Origin of the sequence: Streptomyces asiaticus, assembly GCF_018138715.1 — a bacterium.
GTDB classification, from domain to species: Bacteria; Actinomycetota; Actinomycetes; order Streptomycetales; family Streptomycetaceae; genus Streptomyces; species Streptomyces asiaticus.
Map to the genome: position 1 here is coordinate 6674429 of NZ_JAGSHX010000006.1, position 21907 is coordinate 6696335.

General features: G+C 72.8%; 20 protein-coding genes and 1 riboswitch. Of the genes, 15 read left to right on the plus strand and 5 right to left on the minus strand.

Annotation, left to right across the window (positions count from 1 at the left end):
- Positions 1 to 162: 162 nt before the first annotated feature.
- Both trpD and KHP12_RS36275 read left to right on the plus strand, forming a co-directional pair.
- Entirely contained in the window at positions 163 to 1236 is a 1074-nt protein-coding gene (gene trpD / locus KHP12_RS36270; protein WP_086884104.1) for an anthranilate phosphoribosyltransferase, read from the plus strand.
- Between the two features lie 193 nt (positions 1237 to 1429).
- Positions 1430 to 1548, plus strand: a riboswitch (SAM riboswitch).
- Between the two features lie 202 nt (positions 1549 to 1750).
- The gene (locus KHP12_RS36275; RefSeq protein WP_244203136.1) at positions 1751 to 3181 is read left to right on the plus strand and encodes an aminotransferase class V-fold PLP-dependent enzyme; all 1431 of its coding nucleotides are present in this window, start codon (positions 1751 to 1753) and stop codon (positions 3179 to 3181) included.
- Positions 3182 to 3723: 542 nt separating this feature from the next.
- Here KHP12_RS36275 and KHP12_RS36280 read toward each other — a convergent pair.
- Positions 3724 to 4005 (minus strand): Lrp/AsnC ligand binding domain-containing protein, encoded by a 282-nt coding sequence (locus KHP12_RS36280; protein WP_020872014.1) that lies wholly within the window; start codon positions 4003 to 4005, stop codon positions 3724 to 3726.
- Complete coding sequence (locus KHP12_RS36285; protein ID WP_037949115.1) at positions 4002 to 4736, minus strand: rhomboid family intramembrane serine protease; 735 nt, start codon at positions 4734 to 4736, stop codon at positions 4002 to 4004. Before KHP12_RS36285 ends, KHP12_RS36280 begins: the two co-directional genes overlap by 4 nt.
- A gap of 154 nt (positions 4737 to 4890) precedes the next feature.
- Between KHP12_RS36285 and KHP12_RS36290 the strand changes: the two genes are divergently transcribed.
- From KHP12_RS36290 to KHP12_RS36315, 6 genes are all read left to right on the plus strand, one after another.
- Positions 4891 to 5136 (plus strand): hypothetical protein, encoded by a 246-nt coding sequence (locus KHP12_RS36290; protein ID WP_037949112.1) that lies wholly within the window; start codon positions 4891 to 4893, stop codon positions 5134 to 5136.
- A gap of 17 nt (positions 5137 to 5153) precedes the next feature.
- Positions 5154 to 6515 (plus strand): NYN domain-containing protein, encoded by a 1362-nt coding sequence (locus tag KHP12_RS36295; protein WP_037949109.1) that lies wholly within the window; start codon positions 5154 to 5156, stop codon positions 6513 to 6515.
- 373 nt (positions 6516 to 6888) lie between these two features.
- Entirely contained in the window at positions 6889 to 7914 is a 1026-nt protein-coding gene (locus tag KHP12_RS36300; RefSeq protein WP_037949105.1) for a C40 family peptidase, read from the plus strand.
- A gap of 220 nt (positions 7915 to 8134) precedes the next feature.
- Positions 8135 to 9286, plus strand: coding sequence for a C40 family peptidase (locus KHP12_RS36305; RefSeq protein ID WP_086884912.1), 1152 nt, complete (start codon positions 8135 to 8137; stop codon positions 9284 to 9286).
- Positions 9287 to 9317: 31 nt separating this feature from the next.
- Positions 9318 to 10592, plus strand: coding sequence for a hypothetical protein (locus KHP12_RS36310; protein WP_244203268.1), 1275 nt, complete (start codon positions 9318 to 9320; stop codon positions 10590 to 10592).
- A 363-nt stretch (positions 10593 to 10955) separates the two neighbouring features.
- On the plus strand, positions 10956 to 12098 hold the full coding sequence (locus KHP12_RS36315) for a glycosyltransferase family 4 protein (protein WP_086884921.1): 1143 nt from the start codon (positions 10956 to 10958) through the stop codon (positions 12096 to 12098).
- A 124-nt stretch (positions 12099 to 12222) separates the two neighbouring features.
- Here KHP12_RS36315 and KHP12_RS36320 read toward each other — a convergent pair whose 3' ends face one another.
- Entirely contained in the window at positions 12223 to 14019 is a 1797-nt protein-coding gene (locus KHP12_RS36320; protein ID WP_086884913.1) for an AMP-dependent synthetase/ligase, read from the minus strand.
- A 252-nt stretch (positions 14020 to 14271) separates the two neighbouring features.
- Between KHP12_RS36320 and KHP12_RS36325 the strand changes: the two genes are divergently transcribed.
- From KHP12_RS36325 to KHP12_RS36350, 6 genes are all read left to right on the plus strand, one after another.
- Positions 14272 to 15033, plus strand: a complete 762-nt coding sequence (locus tag KHP12_RS36325) for a metallophosphoesterase family protein (RefSeq protein ID WP_037949097.1) — start codon at positions 14272 to 14274, stop codon at positions 15031 to 15033.
- Between the two features lie 66 nt (positions 15034 to 15099).
- A complete protein-coding gene (locus KHP12_RS36330; protein WP_086884914.1) occupies positions 15100 to 15540 on the plus strand; it encodes an SRPBCC family protein in 441 nt (146 codons plus the stop codon).
- 129 nt (positions 15541 to 15669) lie between these two features.
- Complete coding sequence (locus KHP12_RS36335) at positions 15670 to 17043, plus strand: ArsA family ATPase (protein WP_086884915.1); 1374 nt, start codon at positions 15670 to 15672, stop codon at positions 17041 to 17043.
- A 121-nt stretch (positions 17044 to 17164) separates the two neighbouring features.
- The gene (locus KHP12_RS36340) at positions 17165 to 17632 is read left to right on the plus strand and encodes a DUF5304 family protein (RefSeq protein ID WP_086884916.1); all 468 of its coding nucleotides are present in this window, start codon (positions 17165 to 17167) and stop codon (positions 17630 to 17632) included.
- A 57-nt stretch (positions 17633 to 17689) separates the two neighbouring features.
- Entirely contained in the window at positions 17690 to 18631 is a 942-nt protein-coding gene (locus KHP12_RS36345) for an ROK family glucokinase (protein WP_020872028.1), read from the plus strand.
- Positions 18632 to 18647: 16 nt separating this feature from the next.
- Positions 18648 to 19466, plus strand: coding sequence for an endonuclease/exonuclease/phosphatase family protein (locus KHP12_RS36350; protein WP_086884917.1), 819 nt, complete (start codon positions 18648 to 18650; stop codon positions 19464 to 19466).
- Positions 19467 to 19526: 60 nt separating this feature from the next.
- Here KHP12_RS36350 and KHP12_RS36355 read toward each other — a convergent pair whose 3' ends face one another.
- Both KHP12_RS36355 and KHP12_RS36360 read right to left on the minus strand, forming a co-directional pair.
- Positions 19527 to 20132 carry a hypothetical protein gene (locus KHP12_RS36355; RefSeq protein WP_086884918.1) on the minus strand — a complete coding sequence of 202 codons (606 nt, stop codon included), beginning with the start codon at positions 20130 to 20132 and terminating at the stop codon, positions 19527 to 19529.
- On the minus strand, positions 20125 to 20943 hold the full coding sequence (locus tag KHP12_RS36360) for an alpha/beta hydrolase (RefSeq protein ID WP_086884922.1): 819 nt from the start codon (positions 20941 to 20943) through the stop codon (positions 20125 to 20127). The genes KHP12_RS36355 and KHP12_RS36360 overlap by 8 nt, the downstream gene beginning before the upstream one ends.
- 125 nt (positions 20944 to 21068) lie before the next feature.
- Here KHP12_RS36360 and KHP12_RS36365 point away from each other — a divergent pair, with 125 nt between their 5' ends.
- On the plus strand, positions 21069 to 21830 hold the full coding sequence (locus KHP12_RS36365; protein WP_086884919.1) for a lysophospholipid acyltransferase family protein: 762 nt from the start codon (positions 21069 to 21071) through the stop codon (positions 21828 to 21830).
- Positions 21831 to 21907: the final 77 nt, after the last annotated feature.

The following is a 21907-nucleotide window of genomic DNA, read 5'->3' on the forward strand; positions in this document are numbered from 1 at the left end:
TCAGCGACCGGTTTCTTCATACAGCTACGCCACAGACCAGGGCCCCGGCCCGGACCGCACGGTCCGGCCGGGGCCCCGGCCGTGCGGCCGATAGGCTTGCGACGGGCCGCTGAAGTGCGCGGACCCCTTCCCTGCCCACCCCCACGGATCCAGGAGCGGACCATGGACGTTGTGACCCCCGCCGGAGGCGACAGCACCGCGACGGCCCGCACCTGGCCGGACGTACTGAGCTCGCTGATCGCCGGCCGGGACCTCGACGCCGAGGACACCGCCTGGGCCATGGACCGGATCATGCGGGGCGAGGCCACCGACGCCCAGATCGCCGGTTTCGCGATCGCGCTGCGCGCCAAGGGCGAGACGGTCTCCGAGGTGGTCGGTCTGGTGCGCGCCATGTACGAGCACGCCCGGGTGATCGAGGTGCCCGGGGCGACCGTGGACATCGTGGGCACCGGCGGCGACCGCGCCAAGACCGTCAACATCTCCACCATGTCCGCGCTGGTCGTCGCCGGTACCGGCGCGCGGGTGGTCAAGCACGGCAACCGTGCCGCGTCCTCCGCCAGCGGCGCCTCCGACGTGCTGGAGAAGCTCGGCGTCAATCTGGATATCACCCCCGAGCGGGTGGTCGAGGTCGCCGAGGAGGCGGGGATCACCTTCTGCTTCGCGGTGAAGTTCCACCCGTCGCTGCGGCATGTCGCCTCGGCCCGCCGCGAGCTGGGCGTCGCCACCCCGTTCAACCTGCTCGGCCCGCTGACCAACCCGGCGAAGGTCACCTCCCAGGCGACCGGGGTCGCCGACGCCCGTATGGCGCCCATCATCGCCGGGGTGCTGGCCGAGCGCGGATCCTCCGCGCTGGTCGTCCGGGGCGACGACGGGCTGGACGAGCTCACGGTGACCACGACCTCCCAGGTGTGGGAGGTCCGGGACGGCGCCGTGCGCCAGGAGACCTTCGACCCCCGGGACGTGGGCGTCGAGCGGGCCCCCGTGGAGGCCCTGCGGGGCGCGGATGCCTCGTACAACGCCGATGTGGCCCGCCGGCTGCTGGCGGGCGAGCGGGGCCCGGTCCGGGACGCGGTGCTGCTGAACTCGGCGGCGGCGCTGGTGGCGCTCGAGCGGGAGCCGGGGGACAAGCCGCTGACGGACCGGATCGGGGCGGGCGTGGCGCGGGCCGCCGAGTCGATCGACTCGGGCGCGGCGCGTGACGTCCTGGAGCGATGGGTCCGGGCCACCCACGCGTAGTGGGGCCCGGCGGGCCCTGGCGCCTGCGGCGGGCTGCTTTCCCCTCCCCGCCCCTTCCCACAACTGGGGCTCCGCCCCAGACCCCGGATCGGGGCTCTGCCTCTGTTTGCGCGGGTCCCTACGGCGCTCATGTCCTGTCCGGGATGCGGACAGGACATGAGCGCCGGCGTCTGACATGGCATACTCCTGCCCAGGTCACGAGCGACAGCGACTACGGCCCCGGCCCGCTGTCCGGCAACCCTCCGTCCGTGGCGGGGTGCCCCGGGTGATGACCAGGCCGCCAGGCAGCGAGGCCGGCGGCAAGCGCGGACCCCTCGCACTAGGGGTCCTGGTGGTCGAGGGAGTTCTTCCGTGATGCAGCGAATGCGCTAGGGCCGAGCGGCCCGTCTCTCCTCAATGTGCTCCGCGCGGTACAGCCGTGCGTCGAGCGATTTTCCGCGCCCTTACGGCCGGCCCGCCGCCGCCGTTTCCGTGCGCGTCACGCATTCCTCCGACCCCTTCGGGAGACCTCGCCATGTCCGCGCGCCCTGCTGCCACCGCCTCCGCACCTGCTTCCGTCTCCGCACCCGCTTCCGCCTCCGCACCTGCTTCCGTCTCCGCTGCCGCCGCCTGTGAGCCGCTGCCCGTGCTGGGCAGCGATGTCCTGGTGCCCCTGGTCACCGGCGGTGAGGTGACCTACGCGGCGCTCGACTACGCCGCCAGCGCCCCCGCGCTGCGGCGGGTCTGGGACGACATCGCCGCCTACGCGCCGTACTACGGCAGCGTGCACCGCGGGGCGGGCTACCTCTCGCAGCTGTCCACCGACCTCTTCGAGAACAGCCGTAAGGATGTCGCCGCCTTCCTGGGCTGCCGCGAGGACGACCAGGTCGTCTTCACCCGCTCCACCACCGATTCGCTCAATCTCCTGGCCGCCGTGGCGCCCCGGGGCACCGAGGTCTTCGTCTTCGAGACCGAGCACCACGCCTCGCTGCTGCCGTGGGAGCAGCGGGAAGACGTCACCGTCCGCTACCTCAGCGCCCCGCGCTCCCCGCGGCAGGCGGTGGAGACGCTGGAGAAGGCGCTCGCGGGGCGCGCCGGGGGCCCGGCGCTGGTGTGCGTGACCGGCGCGTCCAATGTGACGGGTGAGCTGTGGCCGGTGCGGGAGCTGGCCGCGGCCGCGCACGCCCACGGCGCCCGTATCGTCCTGGACGCCGCACAGCTGGCCCCGCACCACCCCGTGGACATCGCCGAGGCGGACATCGACTGGGTGGCCTTCTCCGGGCACAAGCTGTACGCGCCCTTCGGGGCCGGGGTGCTGGCCGGGCGGGCGGACTGGCTGCGGGAGGCCCGGCCGTATCTGGCGGGCGGCGGCGCCAGCCGTAAGGTCACGCGCAAGGAGGACGGCGGCGTCGACGTCGAGTGGCACACCACCGCCGCCCGGCACGAGGCGGGCTCGCCGAACGTCATCGGGGTCTACGCGATCGCGTCGGCGTGCAAGGCGCTGACCGAGGCCGGTTTCGAGGGCCTGGTCGCCCGTGAGCGGCAGCTGATCGAGAAGGTGCGGGCCGGGCTGGCCGAGGTGCCCGAGGTACGGGTGCTCTCGCTGTTCGGCGACGACGCGCCCCGGGTCGGTGTGCTGTCGTTCGTGGTGGAGGGCTGGAACAGCTCCCACTTCGCGGCGGCGCTCTCCGCGGAGTACGGCATCGGCGTGCGCGACGGTCTGTTCTGCGCCCATCCGCTGGTCCGCACCCTGCTGGACAGCGAGCCCGACGAGCCGGGCGAGTGCGGCGCGCCCGAGGCCGCGCCGGGGGAGCGGTCGCTGAACGCGATCCGGGTCAGCTTCGGGGCGGGCACCCCGGACGAGCATGTGGAGCGGTTCGTGGGCGCCGTGAAGGAGCTGGTGCGCGACGGCGCCCGGTGGAGCTACCGCACGGAGGACGGCCGCTGCGTCCCGGACCGCGGCTGAGGCCCAACGGGCCTCGTGGGGCCTTGGGCCCCTGGGCCCCCTGGGCCCCCTGGGCCCCCTGGGCCCCCTGGGCCCCCTGGGCCCCCTGGGCCCCCTGGGCCCCCTGGGCCCCCTGGGCTAAGAGTTCGGGAGCGCCGGGCCCTGCGGGGTGTCCGGGGGTTCTTCCCCTCCCCGCCCCTTCCCGCAACCAGGGGCTCCGCCCCTGGACCCCGCGATCAGCTGACCGCCTTGTGAGGGCAGGGGCCAGGGTGCCCGCGGGGCGGGCGGTGAGGGCGCGAACGCCCGCACCGGCGGGCTGATCGCGGTCGATTCGCCGACGCGGCGGATGACTGGGAGGGCGCCCGTGCGCTTCCGGGTCGTCCGGCTGGGGCCTGGGGCGGAGTCCCGGTTCCGCGGGGGTAAGGGGGCGGTCGCTGTCGTGGGTGGCGCGGGCGTCCGCGCGCATCCAGATGTCCGGCCGGGGTCTGGGGCGGAGCCCCAGTTGTGGGAAGGGGCGGGGAGGGGAGCAGCCCGCCGCAGGCGTCACGCGCCGCCGGACGCCCTCAGCCGTCCAGCCCGATCGCGAACGCCGCCTCCAGGTCGTGCTGCGAGTACGTCCGGAAGGCGATGTGAGTCTCGGTCGAGGCCACCCCCGGGAGCTTGCTGATCTGGCCCGTGATGATGTCCGCGAGGTCGTCGTGCCGCGCCACCCGCACCATCGCGATCAGATCGTGCGCGCCGGTGACCGAGTAGACCTCGCTCACACCCTCCAGCGCGGCGATCTTCTCGGCGGTCTCCGGGATCTGGTCCACGTTGGTCTTGATGAGCACGATCGAAGTGATCACGGCTGGCTTTCTCCCTCACTGGGCCTGGCTGCGCCGCCCACTCTAGCCGTCCGCCCGAACCGGGCCCACGCGTAGAGAAACCCGAGCGTGAAGCCCACGAGATGGGCGAGATAGGCGACGCCGGGGCGGTCGTCGGCCTGCCGGGCGGCCAGCCACTGGAGGGCCACCCAGAAGATCAGCACTGCCCAGGCGGGAAACCGCAGCGGGAGGAAGAGCAGGAACGGGAAGAGGCTGGTCACCCGGGCCCGGGGGAACAGCCACAGAAAGGCGCCGAGCACCCCGGAGATGGCCCCGGAGGCGCCCACCAGGGACTGGGCGGAGTCGGCGTGCGCGGCGGCGTAGCCGAGCAGCGCCAGATAGCCGGTGGCGAGGTAGAAGACGGCGAACTGGAAACGGCCCATCCGCTCCTCGGTCATCGCCCCGAAGACATAGAGGAACAGCATGTTGCCGAGCAGATGCAGCCAGTTGCCGTGCACGAACAGCGCGGTCAGCGGGGCGAGCGGCTGATCGGGGTCGCCGCTCCACAGCGCGGTGGGCACCACCCCCCAGCGCTCGAAGTACGTGGACTGGGCCTCCATGAGCCGCCCGCCCGAGCCATAGCCGGGGTTGAGCCCCGAGGCCGGTCCGAGGACGAAGATCAGGCAGCAGCTGACGATCAGGCCGTACGTCATCCAGGGGCGGCCGGGCCCCGCCATCCAGGGGCGGTGGCGCCCCGACGACGTCTCGATCATGGGCAGATCATTCCGTACCGGGCACAACCTCCACAGAGCGCCTCGCCGCGCTCCGTCGGCTCATGGGGGGCCGGACGGGCCCGGCACGGGCCAGGGCTCAGGCCGTAGGGTTACAGGACGCCGCCGACGAGCCGACAAGCGAGGAACCGCAACCATGGCCGTGCCCCTGCCGACCGCCCAGACCCGCTGGCGTTGCACACTGTGCGGCAATCTCACCCGGTTCGATGTGACCCGCTCGACCAGGGCCGTGGAGTATGTGCATCTCGACTTGGCGGGGGAACCCAGAGTCGAAGAACGCGAGGTGCTCGGTGAGACCATTGAGTCAGTGCGTTGTCGCTGGTGCAACGCGGTTGACCAGGTCGAACTCGTGGATCGTCCGAGCACCGGCCAGAGCGCCTGAGAACGGAGCGGTGACAGGTGGTGGAGCGGACCGGTGACCCCGGGGCGGCCGGTGACGCCGAGGGCGTCCCCGAGGCGCTGGACCGCCCCCTGCCGGAAGGGGTGCGACGGCGCGTGGTGGCGCTGGTCGCGGATGCCTTCGGCGGGCTGACGGTCACCGAGCTGCCCACCCAGCTGCGGCAGTACGCCCGTTTCACCCCGACCCGCCGCGCCAAGTTCGCGGGCAACGCGATGGCCGCCGCGGTGGAGAGCGACCCCGTCTTCCGGCAGCGGATCGCGGGACGGCTGCGGGAGACCCAGCGGGAGCTGGCCGAGGCGATCGAGGGCGGTTCGCCGCCCGCCGCGGCCGATCCGGTGGATGTCGCGGCGGTGGCGTATGTGCTGCGCCCGGTGGGCTGGGTCAAGCTGGTCGAGGCGGCGGGCGAGGAGGCCCAGCGGGCCTCCGCCGAACGGGCCGGTGAGGAGGCGGCACGCGAGCTCCAGCGGCTGCGCGAGGAGCTCGCCGAGGCCAAGGCGGCCACCCGGCACGAGACGGAGCGGACGCGCACCGAGCTGGAGTCGGCCCGCAAGGAGAATGACGTGCTCCAGCGCAAGCTGCGCAGCGCGCAGAGCGATGTGAAGCGGGGCGCGGCCGCGCTGCGCAAGATCGAGGCGGAGCTGGAGTCCGTACGGTCGGAGGCGGCGGCCCGTCAGACCACCGCGGACAGCGAGGCACGGCGGCTGCGGGCCCGGCTCGCGGAGGCGGAGTCGGCGCTGGAGGCCAGCCGGCGGGCGGTGCGCGAGGGCCGCAGCGTGGAGGACATGCGGCTGCGGCTGCTGCTGGACACGGTGCTGGACGCGGCGCAGGGGCTGCGGCGCGAACTGGCGCTGCCGCCCGCGTCGATGCGCCCGGCGGACACGGTGGACGCCGTGGAGCCGGGGAAGATGACGCCAAAGGACATAGCGACCAGGGCGCTGTCGGAGATGGACCCGGCGCTGCTGGACCAGCTGCTCGCGCTGCCCCAGGCGCATCTGGTGGTGGACGGCTACAACGTCACCAAGACCGGCTATCCCACCATGCCGTTGGAGAAGCAGCGGCTGCGGCTGCTGGGCGGTCTGGCGGTGCTCGCGGCCCAGACGGGCGCGGAGATGACCTGTGTCTTCGACGGGGCGGAGCTGGCCGCTCCGGTGCTGCTCGCGCCGCCGCGCGGGGTGCGGGTGCTGTTCAGCAAGCCGGGCGTGACGGCCGACGAGTTGATCCGGCAGCTGGTGCGGGCCGAGCCGCCGGGCCGTCCGGTGGTGGTGGTGTCCACCGACCGCGAGGTGGCCGACGGGGTGGCACGCGCCGGAGCGCGCCCCGTGGCATCGGCGTTGCTGCTGAAGCGACTTGCCCGTTCCTGAGCCGTCGTGGCCCGAATCGTCCGCCCCCGTGCCCCGGTTGCCCCGTTTCTCCATTCCAAGGCCGAGGTGCCCGAATCACTTCGAATGGCTTCACAAGTCTGACCCGGGGCACTTGTGATGTCAGCGGAGCGTCATCGACCATCACTGCCCGTGCGATATTTGTAAAATATGCCCTCGCAGACCGACTTTTTTGCCGTCGGGATTTGAACGGATCACGGCGGGGTCACTATGGTCAGCTCGAACCTTCGCGCGGTTGATCACTCATCCGGGGTGACAGCGGAGGTACCGCCGAGTCCGCGCCCTGTCGCGGAGCCGGGGCCTCACAACCCCCCAACTCCCGGTAGGCGGCTGGAGGAAGAAGGAGCTCGCCTTCGTGGCGTCCCACCGTCGACCCAAGCAGCCGAGCCGCACTCGGGTAACTGTCCTCACCGCGACCGCGGCCGCCGCCGTCGCTCTCACTTCCCAGGCCGCCCAGGCCGCTCCGAAGCAGGACAAGAAGGACGTCAAGGAGCAGGTCGACAAGCTCTACGAAGAGGCGGAGCAGGCGACCGAGAAGTACAACGGCGTCAAGGAGAAGCAGCAGAAGCTGGAGAAGCAGGTCGGCGATCTCCAGGACAAGGTGGCGCGCGGCCAGGAGGACCTGAACAAGCTGCGCAACGGCCTGGGTTCGATGGCCACCGCGCAGTACCGCTCCGGCGGGATCGACCCCTCGGTGCAGCTGCTCCTCTCCTCCGACCCGGACACCTACCTCGAGAAGGCGTCCACCCTCAGCCAGCTGAGCGGCAAGCAGGCCGAGTCCCTGCGGAAGATCGCCGACAAGCAGCGCACCCTCAAGCAGCAGCGCGAGGAGGCGTCCACCAAGCTCCAGGACCTCGCCGACACCCGTAAGGCGCTCGGCAAGAAGAAGGACGAGATCCAGGGCAAGCTGTCCAAGGCCCGGAACCTCCTCAACACCCTGACCGCCAAGGAGCGCGCCAAGCTGGCGGCCCAGGACGCCGAGCGCGCCAACCGCTCCAGCGAGCGCGTCGACCTCGGCAACGAGGTGCCCGAGTCGGGGCGTGCCGCCGCCGCGCTGGCCGCCGCCAAGACGAAGATCGGCCTCCCGTACGTCTGGGGCGCGACCGGTCCGTCCTCCTTCGACTGCTCCGGACTCACCGGCTGGGCCTACCAGCAGGCCGGGGTGCAGCTGCCGCGCATCTCCCAGGACCAGGCGAACGCCGGCACCCGCATCAGCCGCGGTGAGCTCAAGCCGGGCGACCTGGTGCTCTTCTACGGCGACCTGCACCACATAGGCCTCTACGCGGGCGGCGGCCAGGTGCTGCACGCGCCCAAGCCGGGTGCCGGTGTGCGCTACGAGTCGATGGACAACATGCCGTTCCAGTTCGGCGTCCGGGTCTGATCCGGAAGTCCTGCGAACCAGGTTTCAAACTGCCTCAACTGCCATCCTTTCGGGCGAATCTCCAGCGCCCTCGCTGATCCCCCGCCCCGCCGGTGACCTGCGTCAGTCGGCGGGGCGTCAGTGTGCCCGCACCACACGGCCGTTGGACCGTGGGTAGCGCCACGGCTACTGTCTGCCCGCAGTTCTCAGCCCGACACTGCGGAAGGGAGTGCGGCTTCCCATGGCGTCCTGTCGCCGCGTCGCGAAACCCCGGTCCGGCCGGGCCACCGTATGGACCGCCGCCTCGGCGGCCGCGGTGGCCTCCGCCGCCGCGCTGTCCGCCGTGCCGGCCGGTGCCGAGCCGCACGACCCGGCGGGCCGTCCGTCCGCCCGGTCCGCCGACGACCGGATCGCCACGCTCTACGCCCAGGCCGAGCGGGCCACCGAGCGCTACAACGCGGCGGAGACGCGTGCCCGGGCCCTGCGCCGCCAGGTCGGCCGGATCCAGGACCGGGTCGCCCGCGGCCAGGGGCGGGTCAACCGGATGCGGACGGCGCTCGGCGCACTCGCGGGCGGGCAGTACCGCACCGGAGGGATCGACCCGGGCCTCGCCCTGCTGCTGTCCGGGGACCCGGCCCAGTACCTCGACCGGGCCGCCACCCTGGACCGGATCACCAGCCGTCAGACCGCGCAGCTGCGGGTGCTCCAGAGCGCCCAGCGGACGCTGCGGCAGGAGCGCGCGGAGGCTGCGGCCAAGCTGGTGAAGCTGGAGCACAGCCGTAAGGAGGTGGCCCGCCACAAGCGGACGGTCCAGCGCCGGCTGGCCACGGCGCGGCGGCTGGTGAACGCGCTGCCGCCGGGGGAGTGGGAGAGCTACGCACGCCGCGCCTCGCGGGCGGGCGGACGGGAGCACGGCGCCCTCGCCGGGCTGGTGCCGGGCGCCCTTCCCGGCGGCCGCTCCCCTTCCGGTTCCGGTTCCGATTCCGGTTACGGCTCCGGGGGGCTCCCCGAAGGCCTTGCCGACGGGCCGCAGGCCGTACCGTCCTCGGGGCGGGCCGCCACGGCGTTCGGCGCGGCACGGGCGGCTCTGGGGCTGCCGTACGCATGGGGCCAGGCCGGTCCCACCGCCTTCGACTGCTCCGGGCTCATGCAGTGGGCCTACGCCCACGCCGGGGTGGCCATTCCGCGCACCTCACAGGCCCAGGCGCACGCCGGGCAGCCGGTGCCGCTGTCCGAGGCCCGCCCCGGCGATCTGGTGGTCTACCGCTCCGACGCCAGCCATGTGGCCATGTACGCGGGCAACGGGCAGGTGATCCACGCCCCTTACCCCGGGGCGCGGGTCCGCTACGACCCCGTGGGCATGTTGCCGATCTCTTCCATCACACGCGTCTGAAGCCGGCGCGCGGGCTCGTACGATCTAAGACGTGGCGGGTCGGTGGAGAACGGACGGATGGCGGGCACTGCTGTGCCTGCCCCTGGTGGGCGCGTTCTCCCTGACCGCGCTGTGCGGCTGCGGGCCCGTCCCCGCGCCCGACGACCCCGAGGGGCGCGACGGCCGGGCCGTACAGCGCATGCTGGACCAGCGGGCGGCCGCGGTCCGGGAGCGGGACGCGGACGCCTTCCTCGCCACCGTCGACCGCGGCTCGGCCGGCTATCTGGCCGAGCAGCGGCGGGTGTTCCGGCAGATGTCCGCCGTACCGCTGCGCTCCTGGACCTACCGCCTGGTGCGCACCGGCGGCTTCACCCCCGCGCGGGTCGGCGGCCGCAGCCTCGCCGCCCAGGTCGAACTCCGGTACCGGCTGACGGGGTACGACACCGCGCCGGTCGTCTCCGCCCAGTACCTCACCCTCGCCCGGCGCGGCGGGCAGTGGTACGTGGCCTCCGACGACGGTGTGGTCGACGGCAAGCGCGGTATGGAGCAGCTGTGGGACCAGGGCACGGTCGACGTCGTGCGCGGCGCCCACAGCCTCGTCCTCGGCGTCGGGCAGGACCGGCGGGTGCTGCGCGCGGTCGCCGACACCGCGGACCGGGCGGTGCCCGTCCTGGGCCAGGTCTGGCCCCATGCGTGGGCCGGGCGCGTCGTGGTCGAGGTCCCCGCCTCCCTGGGCCGGATGGCCGCCCTGCTCGGCGCCTCCGCGGACGGCTACCGGGGGATCGCCGCCGTCACCACGGGCGAGGTCGGCGGGGCCGGTGACGAGACGCCCGCCGACCGCGTGATCGTCAACCCCGAGGCGTACCAGGTCCTCGGCGACTTCGGCCGGCGCGTCGTGATCACCCATGAGACGGCCCATGTGGCCACCCGCACCGCCACCAGCGCCGCCACCCCGCTCTGGCTCTCCGAGGGCTTCGCCGACTGGGTGGGCTACCGCACCCCGGGCCGCACCCCCCGCCAGATCGCCCCCGAACTCACCGACACCGTCACCGCCGGGCACCTGCCCACCGCGCTCCCGCGCGACGACGACTTCCGCTTCGGCAGCGACCCCGACCGCCTCTCCCGCGCCTATGAACAGGGCTGGCTGGCCTGCCGCCTGATCGCCGACACATGGGGCGAGAGGAAGCTGGTCGACTTCTACCGCGCGGTGGGCCAGGCGCACGAGCGCTCGGGGGCGGTGGAGTCGGCGCTGCGGAAGGTACTCGGGGTGAGCATGGGGGAGTTCACGGCGCGGTGGCGGAAGTACGTGGCGGGCGAGCTGAGCTGAGTGCTGTGCCCGGGGTGTGGCGACTGGGCTGAGCCTGGCCCCGGGCCTGTGTGTGGCGACTGGGCTGAGCCTGGCCCCGGGCCTGTGTGTGGCGACTGGGCTGAGCCTGGCCCCGGGCCTGTGTGTGGCGACTGGGCTGAGCCTGGCCCCGGGCCTGTGTGGCGACTGGGCTGAGCCTGGCCCCGGGCCTGTGTGTGGCGACCGGGCTGAGCCTGGCCCCGGGCCTGTGTGGCGACTGGGCTGAGCCTGGCCCTGGGCCTGTGCGTGGCGACTGGCTGAGCCTGGCCCCGGGCCCGTACGTGGCGACCGGCTGAGCCCGGCCTCGACCCGTACGTGGCCACCGAGCCGGTACTGTCGGCCACGATGGACAAGACCCTGCTCGTGACCAACGACTTTCCGCCCCGCCCCGGCGGCATCCAGGCGTTTCTGCACAACATCGCGCTGCGCCTGGACCCGGACCGGATCGTCGTCTACGCCTCCACCTGGAAGCGCGGCCGGGAGGGCGCCGAGGCCACCGCCCGCTTCGACGCCGAGCAGCCGTACCCGGTCGTCCGGGACCGTACGACCATGCTGCTGCCCACCCCGCGCGTCACCCGCCGCGCGACCGCGCTGCTGCGCGAGCACGGCTGCACCTCGGTGTGGTTCGGCGCCGCCGCGCCGCTGGGGCTGATGGCCCCCGCGCTGCGCGCGGCCGGGGCGCGGCGGCTGGTGGCCACGACGCACGGCCACGAGGCCGCCTGGGCGCAGCTGCCGGCCTCACGGCAGCTGCTGCGGCGGATCGGCGGGGCCACGGACACCCTCACCTATCTCGGTGAGTACACCCGCTCCCGCATCGCCGCCGCGCTCGACCCCCGGGACGCCGCCCGGATGGTCCAACTCCCGCCCGGTGTGGACGAGAAGACCTTCCACCCCGGCTCGGGCGGCGACGAGATCCGGGCCCGGCTGGGCCTGGCCGAGCGGCCCGTCGTGGTCTGTGTCTCCCGGCTGGTGCCGCGCAAGGGGCAGGACACGCTGATCCGGGCCATGCCGAGCATCCTGCGGCGGGTGCCGGACGCGGTGCTGCTGATCGTCGGCGGCGGGCCGTACGCGAAGGATCTGCGCCGCCTCGCGGAGACCACGGGCGTGGCCGAGTCGGTGCGCTTCACCGGCCCCGTCCCCTGGGAGGAGCTGCCCGCCCACTACGGCGCGGGCGACGTCTTCGCCATGCCCTGCCGCACCCGTCGTGGCGGGCTGGACGTCGAGGGCCTCGGCATCGTCTACCTGGAGGCGTCCGCGACCGGTCTGCCGGTCGTCGCCGGGGACTCGGGCGGGGCGCCGGACGCGGTGCTGGACGGCGAGACCGGATGGGTCGTACGGGGCGACTCCGCCGAGCAGAGCGCCGAGCGCGTCGTGACCCTGCTGGAGGACGCCGAGCTGCGCTGCCGCATGGGCGAGCGGGGGCGCGCCTGGGTGGAGGAGCGCTGGCGCTGGGATCTGCTGGCCGACCGTCTGAAGTCGCTGCTGTGACGGCCTGGGCGGTGTCCGGCGGTACGCGTACGCCTGCGGCGGGGCCCGCCCGGGGCGGGGCCCGCCCGGGGCGGGGAAAGATCCGCCCGGGGCGCGCGCCCCGGGCCCTGCGGCCTGGCGGCCGTCAACCGCGGTAGATGGCCTCGATCTCCGAGGCGAAGTCCTTCGCCACCACGTTCCGCTTCAGCTTCAGCGAGGGCGTCACATGCCCGGAGTCCTCGGTGAACTGCGTCGTCAGGATCCGGAACTTCCGGATCGACTCCGCCTTGGACACCGCCGCGTTGCCGTCGTCCACCGCCTGCTGGATCTCCGCCAGCAGGTCCGGGTCCTCCCGCAGCTCGGCCACCGTCACGCCCTCGGGCTTGCCGTGCTCGGCCGCCCAGCGCGGCAGGAACTCCTCGTCCACCGTGACCAGCGCGCCCACGAAGGGACGGCCGTCGCCGACGACCATGCACTCGGCCACCAGGGCATGGGCCCGGATCCGGTCCTCTATCACCGCCGGGGCGACGTTCTTGCCGCCCGCGGTGATGATGATCTCCTTCTTCCGGCCGGTGATGGTGAGGTAGCCGTCCTCGTCGAGCGTGCCCACGTCCCCGGTGTGGAACCAGCCGTCCGACAGCGCCTCCGCCGTGGCCGTCTCGTTGTTCCAGTACTCGGTGAAGAGGTGCTCACCGTGCAGCAGCACCTCGCCGTCGTCGGCGATGCGCACCACCGTGCCCGGCATCGGCTGCCCGACCGAGCCGATCTTCTGCCGGTCCCAGGGGTTGAAGGTGGTCGCCGCGCAGGACTCCGTCAGGCCGTACCCCTCCAGCACCGTGAAGCCGATGCCCCGGTAGAAGTGGCCCAGCCGCTCGCCCAGCGGCGCCCCGCCGGAGATGGCGTGGGTGGCCCGGCCGCCCAGCACCGCCCGCAGCTTGCTGTAGACCAGCCGGTCGAAGACCTTGTGCTTGAAGCGGAGCCCGAAGGACGGTCCGCCCGGGGCGTCCAGCGCCTTGCTGTACTCGATGGCGGTGTCGGCCGCCTTGTCGAAGATCTTGCCCTTGCCCTCGGACTGGGCCTTCGCCCGCGCCGAGTTGTAGACCTTCTCGAAGACGCGCGGCACGCCCAGCACCAACGTGGGCCGGAACGCGGCGAGTTCGTCGGTCAGGGACTTCACATCCGGCACATGGCCGAGCTTGATCGGCGCCAGCACCGCCGCGATCTCCACCAGCCGCCCGAAGACATGGGCCTCGGGGAGGAACAGCAGCACCGACGACTCACCGGTGTTGAAGATCGGCTTGAGCCGCGCCACCGCGTTGCCGCACTCGGCGAAGAAGCTGCGGTGGGAGAGCACACAGCCCTTGGGGCGGCCGGTGGTGCCCGAGGTGTAGACGATGGTGGCGGGGGAGTCGGCGCTGGCGATCGAGGAGCGCTCGTCCACCTTCTCCTCGGGCACGTGCTCGCCCAGCTTGTGCAGCGTCCCGATGGCGTCGCCCTCGATCCGCCAGACGTGCTTCAGGGCGGGCAGGGTGTCCCGGACGGCCTCGACGGCGGCCTCGTGGACACCGGTCTCGACCAGGGCGGCCACCGCGCCCGAATCGCTGAGGATCCACTGGATCTGCTCCGGTGAACTCGTCTCGTACACCGGCACGGTGACCCCGCCCGCGCTCCAGATGGCGAAGTCGAGCAGCGTCCACTCGTAGCGGGTTCTGGACATCAGGCCGACCCGGTCGCCCGGCTCCACACCGGCCGCGATCAGTCCCTTGGCGGCGGCGCGCACCTCCGCCAGGAACGCGGTCGCGGTCACGTCCTCCCATCGGTCGTCGACCTTGCGGCCGACCACGGCGACATCGGGATGCTGTGCGGCATTGCGGCGGATGAGATCCGTCAGATTGCCGTCGGCCGGAACCTCGTACAGGGCCGGAAGGCTGAACTCGCGCAAGACTGCTGCTCCTCGTGGGGCGCCGGCGCCGCTACAGGGCATGGGGGGTGGTGGACGGCCCGGACGTTACCCATCGGTACGCTTCCGGGATAGGGGTTCCTGCCCAGATGTTTGATGCGTCACACACCGCCTTCGTGCTGCCCGCAGACTAGTCGACGGGCGCCGCGTCCGCTAAGGAACCGCAGGTAGACGCGGGGCGGTGCGGCCAGAACACCTTACGGGCGCGGGCCCTTACGTCTTAGGGTGACACGCATGCGAGTCCACGTGGTGAGTGACGTGCATGGCAACAGTGAGGACCTCGAGAAGGCCGGTGCCGGGGCGGACGCCCTGATCTGCCTCGGTGACCTCGTTCTCTTCCTCGACTACGCCGATCACTCACGCGGCATCTTCCCCGATCTCTTCGGGGTCGAGAACGCCGACCGGCTGGTCGAACTGCGCACCGCCCGCCGCTTCGAGGAGGCCAGGGCGCTCGGCAACCGGCTGTGGGAGGGGCTCGATCGCAACGCGGCCATAGAGGCCGGGGTCCGCCGCCAATACGCCGAACTCTTCGCCGCGTTCCCCACCCCGACGTACGCCACCTACGGAAATGTCGATATGCCGTCACTGTGGCCGGAGTACGCCCAGCCCGGCACCACCGTCCTGGACGGTGAGCGCGTCGAGATCGGCGGGCTGGTCTTCGGTTTCGTGGGCGGCGGGCTGCGCACTCCGATGCGCACCCCCTACGAGATCGACGACGAGACCTACGCCGCGAAGATCGCGGCGCTCGGCGAGGTGGACGTGATCTGCACCCACATCCCGCCGGAGGTGCCCGACCTCTGCTACGACACCGTCGCCCGCCGCTTCGAGCGCGGCAGCGCCGCCCTGCTGGAGGCGATCCACACCGTCCGTCCCAAGTACTCCCTCTTCGGCCATGTCCATCAGCCGCTCGCCCGCCGTATGCGGATCGGGGCCACCGAGTGCGTCAATGTCGGCCACTTCGCCTCCTCCGGCACCCCCTGGACCCTGGAGTGGTGACCCGCGCGCGGTAGCCTTCAGCGGCAGAGGACCCATGCGGCGGACCGGTACGGAGGAGCCACGGCGATGGCGGAACACACCAGCTCGAGCATCACGATCGAGGCGGCCCCGGCCGACGTGATGGAGGTGATCGCCGACTTCGACCGTTACCCGGAGTGGTCCGGTGAGGTGAAGGAGGCCGACATCCTCACCAAGGACGCCCGGGGGCGCGCCGAGCAGGTGCGGATGCTGCTCGACGCCGGCGCGATCAAGGACGACTACACCCTCCAGTACAGCTGGACCGGGGACGACCAGGTCAACTGGTCCCTGGTCAAGTCCCAGATGCTGCGCACTCTTGACGGCTCCTACCGGCTCTCGGCGCGCGACGGCGGCAAGAGCACCGAGGTGACGTACCAGCTCACGGTCGACGTCAAGATCCCCATGCTGGGCATGATCAAGCGCAAGGCCGAGAAGGTCATCATCGACCGCGCGCTCGCGGGGCTGAAGAAGCGCGTCGAGGGCGTCTGACCCGCCCGGATCACCCCGGGCCCCGACGGTGCCCGGGGTGATCCACGGCGCGGGGTACGCTCCGGCGGGTGCGGATCACCGGACCCGCGCCGCGCACACCGACGTAACCCCCTGCCGGAGGCTCTCTTCATGCGTACGGTCCTCGTCACCGGTACCGGCGGCGCGGGCCGCACCACCGTGGCCGCCGCGACCGCCCTCGCCGCCGCCCGTGAGGGGCAGCGGACCCTGCTGCTCACCGCCGACTCCGACGGCACCCCCGAGGCGCTGCTCGGCATCGGCACGCCGCGGGCCGTACCCGGGCGTTCGGCGGACCGGCTGCCGTGGTCCGTACCCGCCGAGCTCGCGCCGGGGCTGTGGGCCGCGCGGGTCGTCACGGACGAGTGGTTCCGCGGTGAGCTGACCGCCCTCCAGGACCGCGGCCACGGTCTGCTCGACCTGCTCGGGGCCACCCCGCTGGACGGCGAGGAGCTGACCGCCCTGCCCGGGGTGGAGGCCATCGCGCTGCTGCGCGCCCTGCGCGCCGCCCAGACCGCCCCGCCCGGCACCGGCTGGGACGTCCTCGTCGTCGACATGCCGCCCGCGCCGGACACCGTCGCGCTGCTGGCGCTGCCCGAGCAGCTGCGGCGCTATCTGCGGCGGCTGCTGCCCGCCGAGCGGCAGGCGGCCCGCGCGCTGCGGCCGATGCTCGCCCAGCTGGCGGGGGTGCCGATGCCCGCGCAGAAGCTGTACGAGACGGCCGAGCGCTGGGAGCGGGAGCTGGCCGCCGTCCAGGGCGTGATCGAGTCCGAGGCGACCACCGTACGGCTGGTCGTGGAGCCCGGACCGCTCGCCGACCGGGCGCTGCGCACCGCCCGCGCCGGTCTGGCGCTGCACGGCTGCCGGGTGGAGGCGGTGATCGCCAACCGGCTGCTGCCCACCGGCACCTCCGACCCGTGGCTCGCCGCGCTGTCGGGCCAGCAGCAGGACGCGCTCAAGGAGCTGTACGAGCAGTGGGCCCCCGCCGTCCCGGTCCATGAGCTGCCGCATCTGGGCCGCGATCCGCACGGCCTCGGCGAGCCGCGGCCCGCCGAGCCGCACCCCAGTGAGCCGCACCCCGCCGACTCGCACTCCGCCGGCCCGCGGCGCGCCGAGCCGCACTCCGCCGAGCCGCACTCCGCCGACGGTTCCCGGCGCGCCCCGGCCGACCTCGCCGATCTCGCCGGGGCCGTCGGGGCCCCCGCGGCGCGGCCCGACCGGCCCGCCCCCGACCCCTGGACCGTCGAGGACCGGCTGGCCGAGGACGGGGTGCTGCTGTGGCGGCTGCCGCTGCCCGGCGCCGACCGCGACGGGCTCTCCCTGGTGCGCCGGGGCGATGAACTGATCGTCACCGTCGCGCCGTTCCACCGGGTGCTGCCGCTGCCGTCCGCGCTGCGTCGCTGCACCGTCTCCGGCGCCGGACTGCGCGACGGATGGCTCCAGGTGCGCTTCACCCCCGACCCGGATCTGTGGCCGAAGCGGCTCTGACGCCCGTGCCCACGACGGCCGGTCTCCGGCTCTGACCCCACCCCCCTCCTTCGGGTAACGTCGGTCACAAGCCCGGATGAACGTCACCGGGCAGCCAGCATCCCCGCCGCAGGAGTTCGCCATGAGCGATGCCACCGAGCGCCCCCCGGAGCCCCCGGTCACCGATGTGCCGGTCACCGAGATCGACCCCGACGCCTGGGAGCGGGCCTGTGAGGAGGACCTCGCCGCCGAGCGGGCCAGGCAGCGGGCCCGGCAGACCACCGAGGAGCCGGGCAGCGTGGCCGAGGAGTTCCTCAAGCTGGCCGACGCGCTCGCCGAGAAGGTCGCCCAGACACCGATCGCCGGGACAGCGGTTCAGGGTGCCGTACAACAATTGATCGCACAGGCGAAGGCCGGCGTAGAACCGGTCATAGAGCGCAATCCAGAGGTTTTCGAACACCTCGCCAGCGCCGGATCCGAGTTGCTCGCCGCCTATCGCGCCGCCGTGACCGGCCAGGAGCGACGCTGGACCCAGGGCGCGGAGGGCGATTCCAAGGGCAGCGGCGAGAAATCCGAGAGTTCGAGTAGTGAACACATCGACCTCGACTGAGCGCCACCTCCGGTACCGTTAGCCTCGGCGGGGTTCGACCAAATAACTGAGGGACTCATGGGACTCACCATCGGCGTCGACATCGGCGGCACGAAGATCGCGGCCGGCGTGGTCGACGAAGAGGGCTCGATTCTCGAGACGAGCCAGGTTTCGACCCCGCACACTCCCGAGGGAGTCGTCGACGCCATCGCGGACGCGGTGCGCATCGTCAGCGAGGGGCATGAGATCGAGGCCGTCGGCATCGGCGCGGCCGGTTATGTGGACGACAAGCGCGCCACCGTGCTCTTCGCGCCCAATATCAACTGGCGGCACGAGGCACTCAAGGACAAGGTCGAGCAGCGCGTCGGCCTGCCCGTCGTGGTGGAGAACGACGCGAACGCCGCGGCCTGGGGCGAGTACCGCTTCGGCGCCGGAGTCGGCCATGACGACGTCGTGTGCATCACCCTCGGCACCGGCCTCGGCGGCGGCATCATCATCGGGGGCAAGCTGCACCGCGGCCGGTTCGGCGTCGCGGCCGAGTTCGGCCACATAAGGGTCGTCCCGGACGGACTGCTGTGCGGCTGCGGCAGCCAGGGCTGCTGGGAGCAGTACGCCTCCGGCCGCGCCCTGGTCCGCTACGCCAAGCAGCGCGCCGCCGCCACCCCGGAGAACGCCACGGTCCTGCTCGGCCTCGGCGACGGCACCTCCGAGGGCATCGAGGGCAAGCACATCAGCGACGCCGCCCGGCAGGGCGACCCCGTGGCCATCGACTCCTTCCGTGAGCTGGCCCGCTGGGCCGGGGCCGGGCTCGCCGACCTCGCCTCGCTCTTCGACCCCTCGGCGTTCATCGTCGGCGGTGGGGTCTCCGACGAGGGCGATCTCGTCCTGGAGCCGATCCGCAAGTCCTTCCGGCGCTGGCTGGTGGGCAATCAGTGGCGTCCGCACGCCCAGGTGCTCGCCGCCCAGCTCGGCGGCAAGGCCGGGCTCGTCGGCGCCGCCGACCTGGCCCGCCAGGGCTGAGACGCGAGGGGGGAAGGTGCCGCTCGCGGACCTGCCCGGATCCACCACAGGCCCGGACGCGGCGGTGGTGCGGGTGCTCAGCTACAACATCCGCTCGATGCGGGACGACCGCGAGGCGCTGGCCCGGGTGATCCGGGCCTGTGCCCCCGATGTCCTCTGCGTCCAGGAGGCGCCGCGCTTCTTCCGCTGGCGCAAGGCCGCCGCCTGGCTGGCCCGGGAGACCGGCCTCGTCTACACCACGGGCGGGGCCACCGCCGCCGGCCCCATGATCCTCACCTCGCTGCGCGCCCATGTGGAGCGCGCCGAGGACACCCTGCTGCCGCGCGTCCCCGGGCTGCACCGGCGCGGTTTCGCCACCGCCGTGCTGCGCTTCGGCGGCGGCCACCGCGAGGCCCCCCTCCGCGACACCGGCCGCCCGGAGAACGGCGGCGGCAAGGGCGTCCGGCTCGGCGTGGTCAGCTGCCATCTGAGCCTCGCCGCGGCCGAGCGTTACGAACAGGCCGGGATGCTGCTGGACCACCTGACCGCGCTGGACGTCCCGTACGCCATCGCGGCCGGTGACATCAACGACCGGCCGGACGGCCGCGCCTTCCGCCGGATCGCGGGGAAGCTGCGGGACGGCTGGGCCACCGAGCCCTGGGGGAGCGAGGCCACCTTCTCCCCCAAGGACCCGCATCAGCGCATCGACGGGATCTTCGCCTCGGAGGGCATCGAAATCATCGGCTGTGGGGTCCCGGCCGGGCTGCCGGGCGTCACCGACGCGGACCTCCGCGCGGCCACGGACCACCTTCCGGTGCTGGCCGCGCTCAGGCTGCCCCGGGTGTCCCCGGCCTGAGCGGCCGGGCATGAGCCGGAGCCGGGGCGCGCCCGGCTCCGGAGCGGTCAGCGGTAGTGGTCAGACGACGGCGCCGCGCCCCGGGTCGTCGTCCTCTTCCTCGTCGTCGTCCTTCATCCGCAGCACCAGCGTGACGAAGCCGCCGAGGAAGCCGCCGACGCCCAGGGTGGCGATCCACCAGACCATCTCCACCTGGAACAGCACCACTCCGAGCAGCAGCAGCGGCCCGCCCAGCACACCGAGCCAGGCGAAGCGGGAGGTGGTGTCGGACTCGGGCAGCGGGGGCGGCTCGGGCGGGACGAAATGGCCCTCGTCGGTCTCGTCGAAGTCGTCCTCGGACGGCTCCTCGGGCTCCCAGTCGCGGGGGCCCACACCCGGGGCGTAGACGATGAAGCCGCCCGGCTTCCCGGTCTTGTCGGGCTTGGTCAGCCCGCCCGTGGCCGCCTCGCCGCCACCGGACCCGTCGGCGTCGGTGTCAGTGTCGGTGTCCGCCGCGGACCGGCGGTCCCGGTCCCGCTCCTCGCCGAGGTTCTCGGCGGCGGGCCATCGCTCGGCGCCCGGCGGGTCCTGAGGCTCTTCCCCGTACGCGGCGACGATCGCGGCGAAGGCGGCGTCGTCGTCCCGCCGCGCGTCCGCCTCGTTCTCATTCGAGTCGCGCTCAGCCACTGGCCGCCGCCCCCTCCTTTCCACTGCCCTTCCCGAGGCCGGTCCGGGTGGTGTCCTCACCCATACCCGCCGTCAGCCGGGTGATGAACGTGTCCGTCTCCTCGAAGATGAACTCGGCGTCGTGGTCCAGCGTCGCCACGTGGTAGCTGCGCTCCAGCAGCCGCTCGGTGACGTCCCGCGAGGACACCTGACTCAGGATGCGCTCGGAGTCGGCCGGCGGCACCACATGGTCCTGGGGGCTGTGCATCACCAGCAGCGGCTGGGTCACCTGCGGCAGTTCGGCGTCGACCACCCGGTAGAAGCGGCGCATCGAGTGCACGGCGTGCAGCGGCATCCGCTCGTAGCCGGACTCCTGCGCCCCCGGCTTGGCGATGTCGCTCACGATGCCCTTCACCGAGGGCACCAGATGACGCAGCACCGGAAGGGCCACGGCCAGCGGATCGTGGATGCGGTTGGCCGGGTTCACGACGGCCACGCCGCTGATCGCCGCGCCGCGCTGGGCGGCCAGCCGCAGCGCGAGCGCCCCGCCCATCGACAGACCGCAGACGAACACCCGCTCACAGGTGCGGGAGAGCCTGCCCAGCTCGCGGTCCACCTCCGCGTACCAGTCCTGCCAGCCGGTGACGGCGAGATCCTGCCAGCGCGTGCCATGGCCGGGAAGCAGCGGAGCTACGACGGTCAGACCACGGGCCGCGAGATGGTCGGCCCAGGGCCGAACGGACTGTGGGGAGCCGGTGAATCCGTGACAGACGAGGACGCCGATCTCTCCGCCGTCGTGGCGGAACGGCTCGGCTCCGGGCAGGAGCGGCACCACGGATCTCCGTTCGCTGGGGAAGCGGGCTCGAGGTCCTCAGCGTACGCGGCGCGCCGCATACGGGGTAGGCAGGTTAAGGTCTCCTCGTCGGATACAGGAGGTCCCGGTTGTTCTACAGCGCAATGAAGCTGTCGGTGGGTGGCGCCTTGAAGCTCACCTTCCGGCCCTGGGTGGAGGGGCTGGAGCACGTCCCCGCCGAGGGTCCGGCCATCCTCGCGAGCAACCACCTCTCCTTCTCCGACTCCTTCTTCCTGCCCGCGGTGCTCGACCGCAAGGTCACCTTCATCGCCAAGCAGGAGTACTTCACCACCCCCGGGGTCAAGGGGCGGCTCACGGCGGCCTTCTTCAAGGGCGTCGGGCAACTCCCGGTGGACCGCTCGGGCTCGCGCGGCGCCGGCGAGGCCGCCATCAAGGCGGGCATCGAGGTGATCAAGCGCGGTGAGCTCTTCGGCATCTACCCCGAGGGCACCCGCTCGCCCGACGGCCGGCTCTACCGGGGCAAGCCGGGCGGCCTGGCCAGGGTCGCCCTCGCGACCGGCGCCCCGGTGATCCCGGTGGCGATGATCGACACCGAGAAGATCCAGCCCCCCGGCAAGGTCATGCCGAAGCTGATGCGGCCCGGTATCCGGATCGGCAAGCCGTTGGACTTCAGCCGCTACCACGGCATGGACGGCGACCGCTTCATCCTGCGCTCGGTGACCGACGAGGTCATGTACGAGATCATGAAGCTCTCCGGCCAGGAGTACGTGGACGTCTACGCCACCGCCGCCAAGCGGCAGATCGCGGAGGCGGAGGCGGCCCGGAAGCAGGCGGAGAAGAAGCAGGCCGAGGCCGAGAAGAAGCAGGCCGAGAAGGAGAAGGACAAACACAAGTCCGGCGCCTAGTCGCGCCGGCACCGGGGGTGGGGGACGTTGACGGAGCGGTCCAGGGAACGGTCCGGACGGGAGCGCGCCGGGGGCGG

Bases quoted from the DNA above. Each gene is read 5' to 3' on its own strand.
- trpD (WP_086884104.1), top strand. From the start codon at position 163: ATGGACGTTGTGACCCCCGCCGGAGGCGACAGCACCGCGACGGCCCGC.
- KHP12_RS36275 (WP_244203136.1), top strand. From the start codon at position 1,751: ATGTCCGCGCGCCCTGCTGCCACCGCCTCCGCACCTGCTTCCGTCTCC.
- KHP12_RS36285 (WP_037949115.1), bottom strand. From the start codon at position 4,736: ATGATCGAGACGTCGTCGGGGCGCCACCGCCCCTGGATGGCGGGGCCC.
- KHP12_RS36290 (WP_037949112.1), top strand. From the start codon at position 4,891: ATGGCCGTGCCCCTGCCGACCGCCCAGACCCGCTGGCGTTGCACACTG.
- KHP12_RS36305 (WP_086884912.1), top strand. From the start codon at position 8,135: ATGGCGTCCTGTCGCCGCGTCGCGAAACCCCGGTCCGGCCGGGCCACC.
- KHP12_RS36315 (WP_086884921.1), top strand. From the start codon at position 10,956: ATGGACAAGACCCTGCTCGTGACCAACGACTTTCCGCCCCGCCCCGGC.
- KHP12_RS36325 (WP_037949097.1), top strand. From the start codon at position 14,272: ATGCGAGTCCACGTGGTGAGTGACGTGCATGGCAACAGTGAGGACCTC.
- KHP12_RS36330 (WP_086884914.1), top strand. From the start codon at position 15,100: ATGGCGGAACACACCAGCTCGAGCATCACGATCGAGGCGGCCCCGGCC.
- KHP12_RS36335 (WP_086884915.1), top strand. From the start codon at position 15,670: ATGCGTACGGTCCTCGTCACCGGTACCGGCGGCGCGGGCCGCACCACC.
- KHP12_RS36340 (WP_086884916.1), top strand. From the start codon at position 17,165: ATGAGCGATGCCACCGAGCGCCCCCCGGAGCCCCCGGTCACCGATGTG.
- KHP12_RS36345 (WP_020872028.1), top strand. From the start codon at position 17,690: ATGGGACTCACCATCGGCGTCGACATCGGCGGCACGAAGATCGCGGCC.
- KHP12_RS36365 (WP_086884919.1), top strand. From the start codon at position 21,069: ATGAAGCTGTCGGTGGGTGGCGCCTTGAAGCTCACCTTCCGGCCCTGG.